Origin of the sequence: Streptomyces sp. NPDC046821 (genome assembly GCF_040645335.1) — a bacterium.
Classification (GTDB): domain Bacteria; phylum Actinomycetota; class Actinomycetes; order Streptomycetales; family Streptomycetaceae; genus Streptomyces.
In genome coordinates this window covers 213,214-226,314 of sequence record NZ_JBEYYB010000012.1, presented here as the reverse complement: position 1 = coordinate 226,314, position 13,101 = coordinate 213,214, and the positions used below count along the sequence as shown (strand labels likewise).

General features: G+C 71.2%; 8 protein-coding genes. 6 read left to right on the top strand and 2 right to left on the bottom strand.

Going from position 1 to position 13,101, the window contains the following annotated elements; genetic code table 11:
* The 3 genes from ABZ893_RS25415 to recQ all read left to right on the top strand — a co-directional run bounded on the left by ABZ893_RS25415 (position 1) and on the right by recQ (position 5,583).
* On the top strand, positions 1-1,596 hold the full coding sequence (locus ABZ893_RS25415) for an NADH-quinone oxidoreductase subunit M (RefSeq protein WP_361407606.1): 1,596 nt from the start codon (positions 1-3) through the stop codon (positions 1,594-1,596).
* Positions 1,593-3,242: an NADH-quinone oxidoreductase subunit NuoN gene (nuoN, locus tag ABZ893_RS25410; RefSeq protein ID WP_361407604.1), complete on the top strand. Its 1,650-nt coding sequence runs from the start codon at positions 1,593-1,595 to the stop codon at positions 3,240-3,242. Before ABZ893_RS25415 ends, nuoN begins: the two co-directional genes overlap by 4 nt.
* 211 nt (positions 3,243-3,453) lie before the next feature.
* Complete coding sequence (gene recQ / locus ABZ893_RS25405) at positions 3,454-5,583, top strand: DNA helicase RecQ (protein WP_361407602.1); 2,130 nt, start codon at positions 3,454-3,456, stop codon at positions 5,581-5,583.
* Between the two features lie 312 nt (positions 5,584-5,895).
* Here recQ and fahA read toward each other — a convergent pair whose 3' ends face one another.
* Entirely contained in the window at positions 5,896-7,137 is a 1,242-nt protein-coding gene (gene fahA / locus ABZ893_RS25400; RefSeq protein WP_361407600.1) for a fumarylacetoacetase, read from the bottom strand.
* Between the two features lie 185 nt (positions 7,138-7,322).
* Here fahA and ABZ893_RS25395 point away from each other — a divergent pair, with 185 nt between their 5' ends.
* The 3 genes from ABZ893_RS25395 to ABZ893_RS25385 all read left to right on the top strand — a co-directional run bounded on the left by ABZ893_RS25395 (position 7,323) and on the right by ABZ893_RS25385 (position 10,749).
* The gene (locus ABZ893_RS25395; protein ID WP_361407598.1) at positions 7,323-8,582 is read left to right on the top strand and encodes an ATP-grasp domain-containing protein; all 1,260 of its coding nucleotides are present in this window, start codon (positions 7,323-7,325) and stop codon (positions 8,580-8,582) included.
* 47 nt (positions 8,583-8,629) lie between these two features.
* The gene (locus ABZ893_RS25390; protein WP_361407596.1) at positions 8,630-9,832 is read left to right on the top strand and encodes an FAD-dependent oxidoreductase; all 1,203 of its coding nucleotides are present in this window, start codon (positions 8,630-8,632) and stop codon (positions 9,830-9,832) included.
* A 98-nt stretch (positions 9,833-9,930) separates the two neighbouring features.
* Complete coding sequence (locus ABZ893_RS25385) at positions 9,931-10,749, top strand: HAD family hydrolase (protein WP_361407594.1); 819 nt, start codon at positions 9,931-9,933, stop codon at positions 10,747-10,749.
* A 338-nt stretch (positions 10,750-11,087) separates the two neighbouring features.
* Here the strand turns inward: ABZ893_RS25385 and ABZ893_RS25380 are convergent, their stop codons facing one another.
* On the bottom strand, positions 11,088-13,100 hold the full coding sequence (locus tag ABZ893_RS25380; protein ID WP_361407592.1) for a CocE/NonD family hydrolase: 2,013 nt from the start codon (positions 13,098-13,100) through the stop codon (positions 11,088-11,090).
* Between the last annotated feature and the right edge of the window lies 1 nt (position 13,101).

The following is a 13,101-nucleotide window of genomic DNA, read 5'->3' as shown; positions in this document are numbered from 1 at the left end:
ATGTCGTTTCCTCTGCTGACAGCGACGGCGGCGCTCCCCGCCGTGGGAGCCGTCGCCACGGCCGCCGTCCCGGCGGCGCGGCGCGGCGCGGCGAAGTGGCTCGCGCTGCTCGTCTCGCTCGCCACGCTCGGGCTCACCGCGGTCGTGCTCGCGCGCTTCGAGCCCGGCGGCGCCCGCTACCAGCTCACCGAATCGCACGCCTGGATCAAGGACTTCGGGGTGCGGTACGAGCTGGGGGTCGACGGCATCGGAGTGGCGCTCATCGCGCTCACCGCCCTGCTGATCCCGTTCGTGATCCTCGCGGGCTGGCACGACGCCGACCCGCAAGAGACGGGAGCTGAGTCTCTCAGCAGCTTCGCTGCGGGGCGCTGGCGGCCGACGCAGGGCTTCTTCGCCCTGATCCTCGGCGTCGAGGCGATGGTGATCATCTCCTTCGAGGCCACCGACGTCTTCCTCTTCTACATCTTCTTCGAAGCCATGCTCATCCCGATGTACTTCCTCATCGGCGGCTTCGGAGACCGCGCCCACGCGGGCAGCGACGAGAACGCGGCGGCCCAACGCTCGTACGCCGCCGTGAAGTTCCTCCTCTACAACCTCGTCGGCGGCCTCATCATGCTGGCGGCCGTGATCGGTCTCTACGTAGTGGCGGGGAACTTCTCCCTCCAGGAGATCGTCGCCGCGCGGGCCAACGGTTCGCTCCACATGGCGACGAACACGGAGCGGCTGCTCTTCCTCGGCTTCTTCTTCGCCTTCGCGGTGAAGGCGCCCCTGTGGCCGCTGCACACCTGGCTGCCGAACGCGATGGGGGAGGCCACCGCTCCGGTGGCCGTCCTCATCACGGCGGTGGTCGACAAGGTCGGCACGTTCGCGATGCTCCGCTTCTGCCTCCAGCTCTTCCCGGAGGCGTCGAAGTGGGCGACGCCGGTCATCCTCGTCCTGTCCCTGATCAGCATCGTCTACGGCGCGCTGCTCGCGGTCGGCCAGCGGGACATCAAGCGCCTGATCGCGTACGCGTCGATCTCGCACTTCGGGTTCATCATCCTCGGCATCTTCGCGATGACGAGCCAGGGCCAGTCGGGCGCGACGCTGTACATGGTCAACCACGGCATCTCGACGGCCGCGCTGATGCTGGTCGCGGGCTTCCTGATCTCGCGCCGCGGCTCGCGCCTCATCGCGGACTACGGAGGCGTGCAGAAGGTCGCCCCGGTGCTCGCCGGCACGTTCCTGATCGGCGGCCTCGCGACCCTGTCGCTGCCGGGGCTAGCGCCCTTCGTGAGCGAGTTCCTGGTCCTGGTCGGCACGTTCGCGCGCTACCCGGTCATCGGGATCATCGCGACGTTCGGCATCGTCCTCGCCGCGCTCTACACGCTCGTCCTCTACCAGCGGACGATGACGGGCCCGGTGAAGCCGTCGGTGTCGAAGCTGCCCGACCTGCGGGCGCGTGAACTCGCGGTGGTCTTCCCGCTGATCGCCCTCCTGATCTTTCTGGGCGTCTACCCGAAGCCGGTCACCGACCTGGTGAACCCGGCGGTCCAGCACACCCTGTCCGACGTACACAAGACGGACCCGAAGCCTGCGGTGGAGGCGGCCAAGTGAGCGCAGCAGCTGTCCACAGCCTGTGGACAACGGCGGCCGATCCGATTCTGAAGATCGAAGCGCCGAAGATCGAATACGGCCAATTGTCGCCCACCTTGATCGTCATCGGTGCGGCGGTCATCGGGGTCCTCGTCGAGGCGTTCGTGCCGCGCAGGTCCCGGTACTACGTCCAGGCGTTCCTCGCCGTCGTCGCCCTGGCCGCCGCGTTCGCCGCGGTCGTCGGGCTCGCCGCCGGCGGGTACGGCACCACGAAGGCGCACATCGCGGCCATGGGCGCGATCTCCGTCGACGGACCGGCCCTGTTCCTCCAGGGCGTCATCCTGCTGACCGGAATCGTCGCGATCTTCACGTTCGCCGAGCGCCGCCTGGACCCGGAGGCACACGGCAACCGCGTCGACTCGTTCGCCGCGCAGGCCGCGTCCGTACCCGGCAGCGACAGCGAGAAGGCGGCCGTGAAGGCCGGGTTCACCACCACGGAGGTGTTCCCGCTCGCCCTCTTCGCGATCGGCGGCATGTTGGTCTTCCCCTCGGCGAACGACCTGCTGACGCTGTTCATCGCCCTGGAGGTCTTCTCCCTGCCGCTCTACCTCCTGTGCGCCGTGGCCCGCCGCAAGCGGCTCCTGTCGCAGGAGGCCGCGGTCAAGTACTTCCTCCTCGGCGCCTTCGCCTCCGCGTTCACCCTCTTCGGCATCGCCCTCCTGTACGGGTACGCGGGCTCGGTCTCGTACGCGGCCATCGCCGACGTCGTCGACGGCACCGTCCAGAACGTCGACCCGGCGCTCGCCGACACCATGGGGAACGACGCACTCCTGCTCATCGGCGTCGCCATGGTCGTCATGGGGCTGCTGTTCAAGGTCGGCGCCGTCCCGTTCCACATGTGGACCCCGGACGTCTACCAGGGCGCGCCGACGCCCGTCACCGGCTTCATGGCGGCGGCCACGAAGGTCGCGGCCTTCGGCGCCCTCCTGCGACTCCTGTACGTCGTCCTGCCCGGCCTGCGCTGGGACTGGCGGCCGGTCATGTGGGGCGTCGCGATCATCACGATGCTGGGCGGCGCGATCATCGCGATCACCCAGACCGACATCAAGCGGCTCCTCGCGTACTCGTCGATCGCGCACGCCGGCTTCATCCTCGCCGGTGTCATCGCCACGACGCCGGCCGGTATCTCGTCCGTGCTCTTCTATCTGGCCGCGTACTCGTTCGTGACCGTCGGAGCGTTCGCGGTGGTCACCCTGGTCAGGGACGCGGGCGGCGAGGCCACGCACCTGTCGAAGTGGGCGGGGCTCGGGCGGCGCTCGCCGCTGGTCGCGGCCGTCTTCGCGGTGTTCCTGCTCGCCTTCGCCGGTATCCCGCTGACCTCGGGCTTCGCCGGAAAGTTCGCCGTGTTCAAGGCGGCGGCGCAGGGCGGGGCCGGGACTCTTGTCGTCATCGGTGTGATCTCGTCGGCGATCGCCGCGTTCTTCTACATCCGTGTGATCGTGCTCATGTTCTTCAGCGAGCCGAAGGCGGACGGCCCGACGGTCGCCGTGCCGTCGCCGCTGACGATGACCACGATCGCGGTGGGTGTGGCGGTCACGGTGGTGCTCGGCGTGGCGCCGCAGTACTTCCTCGATCTGGCTAATCAGGCGAGTGTGTTCGTGCGGTAACGCATCCGCTTAGGTCGTCTTAGGTCGTCTTAGGTCGCCGCCGCCCGGTGTCCCCGCGAGGGGGTGCCGGGCGGCGGCGTTTCCGGGCCACCGGCTCCCCAGCCTGTGGATAACTTTCCGGACTGTCGGCGGGGAGCCCTATCGTGGCAGCAGTGGTCGAACCACGGAGTACGGACGTACGGGGGACAGGGCGATGAATGGGATCGGTGGCATGAGCGAGGTGACGGAGCCGGGTGTGGCGCCGGGGATGACTACGGAGACGGGAGCGGTGGGGACGTCGGAGGTGGCGTCGGAAGGGTCGTCCGGGGTGGCGTCGGTCGTGCGGAGTGACGCGCTGGAGACGCTGCACCGGGTCTTCGGGTACGACGCGTTCCGGGGCGAGCAGGAAGCGATCATCGGGCACGTCGTGGACGGCGGGGACACCGTCGTCCTGATGCCGACCGGCGGCGGAAAGTCCCTCTGCTACCAGATCCCGGCCCTGGTCAGGCCCGGTACGGGCGTCGTCGTCTCGCCCCTCATCGCGCTCATGCAGGACCAGGTGGACGCGCTTCGAGCGCTCGGCGTCCGCGCCGGGTTCATGAACTCGACGCAGGACTTCGACGAGCGCCGCACGGTCGAGGCCGAGTTCCTCTCCGGCGAGCTCGACCTCCTCTACCTCGCCCCCGAGCGGCTGCGCCTCGACTCCACCCTCGACCTGCTCTCCCGCGGCAAGGTCTCCGTCTTCGCCATCGACGAGGCGCACTGTGTGGCCCAGTGGGGTCACGACTTCCGGCCCGACTATCTCGCCCTGTCCGTGCTCGGGCAGCGCTGGCCCGACGTGCCCCGGATCGCGCTGACGGCGACGGCGACGCACGCCACGCACCAGGAGATCACCCAGCGCCTCGGTATGCCGGACGCGAAGCACTTCGTGGCCAGCTTCGACCGGCCGAACATCCAGTACCGGATCGTGCCGAAGTCCGACCCGAAGCGGCAGCTCCTCTCCTTCCTCAAGGAGGAGCACGCCGGCGACGCGGGCATCGTGTACTGCCTCTCGCGCAACTCGGTCGAGAAGACCGCCGAGTTCCTCTGCCGGAACGGCATCGAGGCCGTCCCGTACCACGCGGGGCTCGACGCGGCCACGCGCGCCCGCCACCAGGCGCGCTTCCTGCGGGAGGAGGGGCTCGTGGTGACGGCGACCATCGCGTTCGGCATGGGCATCGACAAGCCGGACGTCCGGTTCGTCGCCCACCTCGACCTCCCGAAGTCCGTCGAGGGCTACTACCAGGAGACGGGCCGCGCGGGCCGCGACGGCCTCCCATCGACGGCGTGGATGGCGTACGGGCTCCAGGACGTCGTGCAGCAGCGCAAGTTGATCCAGGGCGGCGAGGGCGACGAGGCGTTCCGGCGCAGAGCCGCGTCGCACCTCGACTCGATGCTGGCGCTGTGCGAGACCGCGTCGTGCCGCCGCACCCAGCTCCTGACCTACTTCGGCCAGGAGGCGTCGAAGGCCTGCGGGAACTGCGACACGTGCCTCACCCCGCCCGAGACGTGGGACGGCACGGTCGCCGCGCAGAAGGTGCTCTCCACGGTGGTGCGGCTCCAGCGGGAGCGCGGCCAGAAGTTCGGCGCGGGCCAGATCATCGACATCCTGCTCGGCCGCAGGACCGCGAAGGTGATCCAGTTCGACCACGACCAGCTGTCCGTCTTCGGCATCGGCGAGGAGCTGGCCGAGGCCGAATGGCGGGGCGTGGTGCGGCAGTTGCTCGCCCAGGGCCTCATCGCGGTCGAGGGGGAGTACGGGACGCTGGTGCTCACGCCGGAGAGCGGGAGCGTGCTCGGCAGGGAGCGCGAGGTGCGGTTCCGCAAGGAGCCGAAGAAGCCGGCCGGGTCGCGCGGGTCGAAGGGCGAACGCAAGGCGAAGGCGGCGGCCGCCGATCTGCCGGAAGAACTGGTCCCGGTCTTCGAGGCGCTGCGCGCCTGGCGCGGAGCCCAGGCCAAGGAACAGGGCGTCCCGGCCTACGTGATCTTCCACGACGCGACACTCCGCGAGATCGCGACGCTGCGGCCCACGTCGGTGCGGGAGCTGGGCACGATCGGGGGAGTCGGCGAGAAGAAGCTGGCGACTTGGGGGGAAGGGGTGCTGGGGGTATTGGCGGAGTGTGCGTCGGGTGGCCCGGGGGCGAGCGACGCGGCGCCGGGTGGCGCGGCGGGGGCGGGTGCTGGTGCTGGGGCCGGGGCGGGCGCCGGGGTCGGCGCTGCGGCTGCGGTGAGGGGCGGGCGTGGCCCGGTCGAGGAGCCCGAGCCGTACTGGGGCCCGGAACCGGATCTGGGGCCGGAGCCGGAGGATGACTTGGGTTGGTGACAGGGCGGGGGCGGTGATCGGGCTGTGCCGGGCGCCCGGGAGTCGGGTGCCGGGGCGGGAGCCTGGCTGGGCCCGAGCGGGGGCGGGGGCTCACGGGCAGGTGGAGTTGAGAGCCCAGGCTCAGCCGTGCTGGCGATCCGTCAGGGACTCAGCCCGTCACCGATGACCTCGACCCATCACCGGCTCAGCCCGGAACCGGCGCCCCCGGCACGTCACCGACTCGGCCCGGCGCCGACGCCCCCGACCCGGCGCCGACTCAGCCCGGCACCGACGCCCCCGACCCGGCACCGATGCCCCCAACCCCTCCCCGACTCACCTCACCCCCACAATCCTCCCCGTCACCTCTCCGATCCCGACCCTCGTCTCCGGGGTCGGGCCCGGGGCCCAGGCCGTCATCGTGACTACGTCGCCGTCTTCGAGGAACGTCCGCTTGCCGTCGGGGAGTTCGATGGGGTCGCGGCCGTTCCAGGTGATTTCGATGAGGGAGCCGCGTTCGTCGTCGGACGTGCCGCTGATCGTGCCGGAGCCGTAGAGGTCGCCCGTGCGCAGGGATGCGCCGGCCACCGTCATGTGGGCCAGCATCTGCGCCGCCGTCCAGTAGAGCGTGGCGGACGAAGTGCGGGAGATGACATGGCCGTTGAGGGTGACCGTGATGTGCAGGTCGTAGCCGCCGGGCTCGTCCGCGGCGGAGTCGTCGAGGTAGGGGAGGAGCGGGACCGAGCGTTCCGGCGGAGCCACCCGCGCCGCGTCCAGGGCATCGAGTGGCGTGATCCAGGCCGACACCGACGTGGCGAACGACTTGCCGAGGTGCGGGCCGAGCGGCACCGTCTCCCACGACTGGATGTCGCGCGCCGACCAGTCGTTGAGGAGGCAGAGGCCGAACACATGGTCGCGGTACGAGGGCAGCGGCACCGGCGTGCCCTGCGCGGACGGCGCCCCGACGACGAAGCCCAGCTCCGTCTCGATGTCGAGCCGCACCGACGGCCCGAAGACGGGGACCGGGTCGGCCGGGCCCTTCCGCTGGCCCGACGGGCGGACCACGTCCGTGCCCGAGACGACGACGGTGCCGGCCCGCCCATGGTAACCCACCGGAAGATGCTTCCAGTTGGGCTTCAGCGGCTCCTCGTCCGGGCGGAACATCCGGCCCAGATTGTTCGCGTGGTTCTCGGACGCGTAGAAGTCCACGTAGTCCGCGACCTCGAAGGGGAGGTGCAGGGTGACGTCGTCGAGCGGGTGCAGCAGGGGCAGCACGGTGTCGCGGTGGGCCGGGACCGTGACCCACGCGGTGAGCGCGCGTCGCACGTCCGACCAGGCGGTGCGGCCGGCCGCGAGCAGCGGGTTCAGGGTGCGCCGCGCGAGCAGGGACACGTAAGGGGAGCCGAGCGCGGCCGCCGCGGCGCCCGCGTCGAGGACGTACGAGCCGAGGCGCACGCCGACCCGGCGGGAGTCCGCGGACTCGCCCGGCAGGGAGAAGACGCCGTAGGGGAGGTTGTGCGGTCCGAAGGGGTCGCCTTCGGGGAGGTCGAGGGGGGTGAGCGGGGTCTGCTCGGACATGCGTACCTGCCTCGCTTTCCATGTGGGTGGGCCACACGTTACGTGGGAGCGGAGCGTTCGGGCAGTGTCTAAAGAGTTCGCAATGTCCCGATAAGCCTTGCTGGAGCGGGCAATTCCGGCTTAGCGTCCTTTCGGGGGACGCGGACGGGGTGGGTCCGGGTCTAGAGGGACACGTGGGGGGACCCGTGGCCGTGCGTACCAGAGGCATTCCCTTCGGGGTGGACCGGGACATTCCGGGCCTGATCGTGAAGTTCGGCGACTATCCGCTGCATCACGGAGGCGTGGGGGCCATCCGCAGCCTGGGCCGCCTGGGCGTTCCCATGTACGCGATCACGGAGGACCGTTACACGCCCGCCGCGGCCTCGCGCTATCTGCACCGGGCCGTGCCCTGGCGGACCACCGGGGCCGAGGAACCGGAGCGCCTCGTCGAGGGCCTGCTGCGGATCGCGCGCCGGATCGGCAGGCCGACGGTCCTGATCCCGACCGACGAAGAGGCGGCCGTGCTGATCGCCGAGCATCAGGAGGCGCTGGGCGACGAGGGAAAGTTCCTGTTCCCGCGCGTGGAACGGGACCTGCCGCGCCGGCTCGCCAGCAAACAGGGCCTACACGAACTCTGCGTGGAGCACGGCATTCCGTCGCCGGCGGCCGCGTTCCCGGACTCGTACGCCGACATCGAGAAGTTCGCCGCGACGGCGCGCTTCCCGGTGGTCGCCAAGAATCGTGAGGCGTTCACCCGCCGAAGCCGGCCCGCGGTGAGCGGGACGACGAGGATCCCCACGCCGGAGGGCCTGCTCCGGCTCGCCCGCGACTGGGGCGCCCACCCAGGGGTGATACTCCAGGAGTACCTGCCGAGGGAGCAGGCGGAGGACTGGATCGTGCACGCGTACTTCGACGCGAGCTCGACGCCCCTCGCGCTGTTCACCGGCGTCAAGGTGCGTTCCTGGCCCCCGCACGCGGGCATGACGGCGAACGCGTTCGTCGTCGACAACCCGGAACTCGCGGACCTCGCCGCACGTTTCATCAAACAGATCGGCTTCACCGGCGTCATCGACCTCGACCTCCGCTTCGACCGCCGCGACGGCCGGTACAAACTGCTCGACTTCAATCCGCGCATGGGCGCCCAGTTCCGGCTCTTCGAGAGCGAGTCCGGGATCGACGTCGTCCGTGCCCTGCACCTCGATCTGACCGGCCGCGCCGTCCCGGAGGGCGAACAGCGCGCGGGCCACCGGTACGTCGTCGAGAACATCGACCTGCCCGCTCTCATCGCCTACCGCCGCAGCGGTTACACGACCCCGCACGCCCCGCCCCGCGCCACCGGCACGGAGCTGGCGTGGTTCGCCACGGACGACCTGCGGCCCTTCTTCACCATGCTCGCCCGGTTCGTGGGCCCGGGCGCCCGCCATCTCCACCAGCTGTGGCGCACCAACCGCCGCGGCGGCGCCTGACGGACGACGACTCAGCGCTTCTCGCGTTTCCCTGGGGAGGGGACTTCGTGATTCATCCGGTAGCTGTCATCGGGGCGGGCCCGTACGGCCTGTCGACCGCCGCCCATCTGCGGGCACGCGGCATTCCGGTACGGGTCTTCGGCGACCCGATGGTGAGCTGGCGCTCGCACATGCCCGAGAGAATGCTCCTGAAATCCGTCCCGTCCGCGTCGAACATAGACGCGCCACAGCCGGGCCATGACCTAGTCGACTACTGCGACGCGGCCGGGATACCGCGCCTCGTGACGGACGAGGACATCATCCCGGTCGAGACGTTCGTCGATTACGGGGACTGGTTCCAGGAGCAGCTCGTGCCCGGCCTGGAGCGGGTGCGGGTGGTGTCGGTCGACCGGCGCGCGCACGGGACCTTCGAGCTGAAGCTGGACTCCGGCGAGCAGTTCACGGCCCGCGCGGTCGTCGTCGCCACCGGGCTCTCGGGCCTGGACCATCTGCCGCGCGAGCTGGCCACGGCGGCGCCCGACGGACCGGCCCCCACGGCGGCCGTCTCCCACAGCTCGCAGCACCACGACCTGTCCCGGTTCGCCGGCAAGGAACTCATCGTGGTCGGCGCCGGACAGTCCGCCCTGGAGACCGCCGCCCTCGCCGCGGAGGCCGGGGCCAGCGTGCGGATCGTGGCGCGCGGCAAGGGCGCGGTGCGCTTCGGCGCGCCACCGTGGGAGCAGCCGAGGCTGCGCCCCGGGACGCCGTTCGGCCGGGCCTGGTCGCTGTACGCGCTGACGTACTACCCGCACCCGTACCGCCATCTCCCGCCGCAGGCCCGGCACTTCCTCGTCCGCAGAGTGCTCGGGCCGCTCGGGGCGTGGTGGCTGCGCGAGCGGTTCGAGGGCAAGGTGCGGGTGCGGGAAGTGGACGCGATCCTGGGTTCCGTCGAGGCCGACGGCGGCGCAGCCCTCACCGTACGGACGCCCGGCGGGCGCATAGCGGAGCTGACCGCGGACCACGTGATCGCCGCGACCGGGTACCGCGTCGACCTCGCCGCGATGGACTTCCTCGGCGACGGCCTGCGGACCCGGATCACCGCCAGCCGCGGCACCCCCAGACTCGGGGCCGGCTACGTCTCGTCGGTGCCGGGGCTCTACTTCACGGGGATGCTCGGCGGGTCCTCGTACGGGCCGGTGATGCGGTTCGTGTGCGGCACGGAGTTCGCTTCGCCGCGCCTGGCGAGACACCTCGCGGCGGCGCATGAGTGAGGCCTTCTGTGCCGTGACCGCAAGGGAGTTGAGAGGAAGAGACCAGGTCGAGTGACGGGCCGGAGTAGGAGGGCCGGGAGGTCCGTATTCTCTCGATCATGGCCGCTCCGTTTCGCTCCGCTCCGTTCGATCTCATCGCCACCGACCTGGACGGGACGCTGCTGCGCGGCGACGACACGGTCTCCGAAAGGACCCGCGCCGCGCTCGCGACGGCGGCCGCTGCCGGGGCGCACCACCTGGTGGTCACGGGACGGCCCGCACCCCGCGTACGGGAACTGCTCGGCGCGCTCGGCGGCCGGGGGCTCGCGGTCTGCGCGCAGGGAGCGCAGCTGTACGACGCGGCGACCGGCCGCATCGTGTGGTCCCTGACCCTCGACCGCGATCTCGCCGAGCAGGCCCTCGGCAAGATCGAGGCCGAGGTCGGGCAGGTCGACGCGGCGGTCGACCAGGCGGGGGAGGACGGACTGACGCTCATCGAGCCGGACTACGTGATGTCACACCCCCGGCTGCCGTCGGTGCGGGTCGGGCGCCGCGAGGAGCTGTGGGCCGCGCCCATCAGTAAGGTCCTGATCCGTCATCCCCGCCTCGCGGACGACGAGTTGGCGGCGACGGCGAGGGCGGTCGTCGGCGATCTGGCCACGGTCACGATGTCGGGCCCCGGCACGGTCGAGCTCCAGCCGTACGGGGTCACCAAGGCGACCGGGCTCGCGCTGGCCGCCGAGCGGCTCGGCCTGACGGCGGAGCGCACGATCGCGTTCGGGGACATGCCGAACGACGTCCCGATGTTCGCCTGGGCGGGCCACGGGGTGGCGATGGCCAACGCCCATGCCGAACTGAGAGCGGTGGCGGACGAGGTGACGCTGTCGAACGAGGAGGACGGGGTGGGGGTCGTGCTGGAGCGGGAGTTCGGGGGCTGAGCCGAGCCGCGTGCCGGGCGGCCACGGGCTCGGTCCCCTCAGCCCAGCGCCTCCACCCGGCCCGCCGCGCGCCTTGGGTGCGTAGTTCGGCGCGGCCGGCTCTGCTGTTGAGGCAGCGCAGTCCGGCGTTCGGTCCGCGTTGTGACAGCCGGAGCGGATCAGGTTTGCGCGGCGGCGGTCCAGCACGCGGCGTCGAGGCGGTCGGGGCCCGTCACGCGGCCCCGCCGCAGCTGTCACCCGGCCCGGCCGCACCCGTCACCCGGCCCGGCCACACCTGTCACCCCGCCCCGCCCCGCCCTGCCCCGCCGCACCCGTAACCCGTCCCCCGGAGGGCCCCGTCACCCCGCCGTCCGCGGAATCCTCTGTTCCCAAGTCCGGTGGAACACCACCTCACTCCCCTCCCGGCACACCACCTCATTACTCGTGATGAAGTCCCGCGCGTCACAGGTGATTTCGGAGCGCGTACGGATGGAGACGTCCCAGCCCAGTTCCGGACGGTGGAGGCGGATCGTCCAGTCGGAGCGGGTGCGTGCGCTCAGCGCGTCCGCCTCCTGGATGACGTACGTCTCCACGGCGTCCTCGGTGAACTCCAGGCCGTCCGGATAGACGCGGGTGCCGCCGTAGCGCGGGTCGACGTCGAGCCGCCATTCGCCCTTGGCGACATCGCGGACCAGGAGCCGTTCGGGGCGCTGCTCGTCGAGCGTCGCGGGGTACACGACGCCGAGCGGCTCGGACTGCTCCGGTCCCTCGAACCCGATGCCGCCGACCGATCCGCCCATCCTGACCGGCAGTTCGAGGGCGCTGCCCGCAGGATCGAGGGTGAAGCCGGCCTCGGAACCGGGCTGCGGCCAGATCCACGGCCAGTACGCGGAGGACACCGCGAGCCGGATGCGGTGCCCGGCCGGGAACGTGTGGCCGATGCCGTTCAGCTCGAAGGAGACCTCGTCCGTCGTGCCGGGCGGCCAGTCGACGGCCTTGTCGCGGCCCTCGCGCGCGGACAGGTTGAGCACGCCGCGCGTGACGAGCGTCGACGAGCCGTCCGGCGCCACGTCGCACACGCGCGCGATGACCTGCCCGCGCGGCACCTCCGAGGTGATCCGCAGCGTCACGCGAGGCCGCCCGAGTACCCGCACTTCGGACGGCACCTCGAACTCGAAGCACGCCGACTTCGCGTCCTCGTCGCGCTGGTCGGGCGGCAGGTCGCCGTCGTTCCCGAACGGGAAGAAGCGGCCCGCGTCCAGGCCCGTCTGCTGCGGGGAGCGCACCAGCACGGGCGGGCCCTGGAGCGCGTAGGCGAGCGGGGCGACGTTCGGGGACGGCCAGGACGGGTCGCCGACCCAGCGGCCGGGGAGTTCGGCGTAGACCGTGGCCGGCGGGTGCGAGTCGCTGATCCAGGAGCGGAGCTTGGGCTCGGCCATGACTCCGTTGTCGATGCCCTTGAGATGGTGGTCCCACCAGCGCAGCGTCTCCTGGAGGAAGCCGATCGCGGGACCCGGCGGAAGGCCGCGGTCCGGGTACTGGTGCGACCAGGGGCCGATGATCCCGCGTACCTGCTGGTCGGGCAGGTGCTCGACGAGGCGCAGGACGGTGTCGCGGTACGGGTCGTGCCAGCCGCCCACCGCGAGGACGGCGGCACGCACGGCCGAGTAGTCCTCGCAGACGCTGCCGTGCTTCCAGTAGGCGTCGCGGGTCTGGTGGCCCAGCCACGTGTGGATGAACGGATCGACGGCTTCCAGGCGCTTCTGCCACATCACGCGCCAGCCGTCACCCACGTACCGCGGGTCGGGCGGGCGGCACACGAAGGCGAGCATGGTCGCCGCCCACGCGTGCATGTCCACCGCGAGGAGGGAACCTCCCATGTAGTGCACGTCGTTGTCATAGCGATCGTCCGTCGAGCAGACGGTGACCACCGCCTTGAGCGGCTCGGGCGCGAGGGCCGCGATCTGGAGGGAGTTGAAGCCGCCCCAGGAGATGCCGAACATGCCGACGCGGCCGTTGCACCAGGGCTGTGCGGCGAGCCAGTTGACGACGGCGACACCGTCGGCGAGCTCCGTCGAGTCGTACTCGTCGCCGGGCATCCCCTCGGAGTTGCCGTGCCCGCGTACGTCGACGCGCACGGAGGCGTAGCCGTGGCCGGCGTACCAGGGGTGGCGCTGCCAGTCGCGGGGGGCGGTCCAGTCGCTGAGGCGGTAGGGCAGGTATTCGAGGAGGGCGGGCACCCGTTCCTCCGTCACCGGGCGCCAGACGCGCGCGAAGAGCGTGGTGCCGTCCGGCAGGGGCACGCGGACGTCCTGACGGACCGTCTCGTAGGGGAAGGAGGTGCGGATGATGACGGCTGGGGTCTCAGGCATG

Excerpts from the sequence above, each read along its gene's own strand:
- ABZ893_RS25415 (WP_361407606.1), top strand. The coding sequence starts at position 1 with ATGTCGTTTCCTCTGCTGACAGCGACGGCGGCGCTCCCCGCCGTGGGA.
- recQ (WP_361407602.1), top strand. The coding sequence starts at position 3,454 with ATGAGCGAGGTGACGGAGCCGGGTGTGGCGCCGGGGATGACTACGGAG.
- fahA (WP_361407600.1), bottom strand. The coding sequence starts at position 7,137 with ATGTCCGAGCAGACCCCGCTCACCCCCCTCGACCTCCCCGAAGGCGAC.
- ABZ893_RS25385 (WP_361407594.1), top strand. The coding sequence starts at position 9,931 with ATGGCCGCTCCGTTTCGCTCCGCTCCGTTCGATCTCATCGCCACCGAC.
- ABZ893_RS25380 (WP_361407592.1), bottom strand. The coding sequence starts at position 13,100 with ATGCCTGAGACCCCAGCCGTCATCATCCGCACCTCCTTCCCCTACGAG.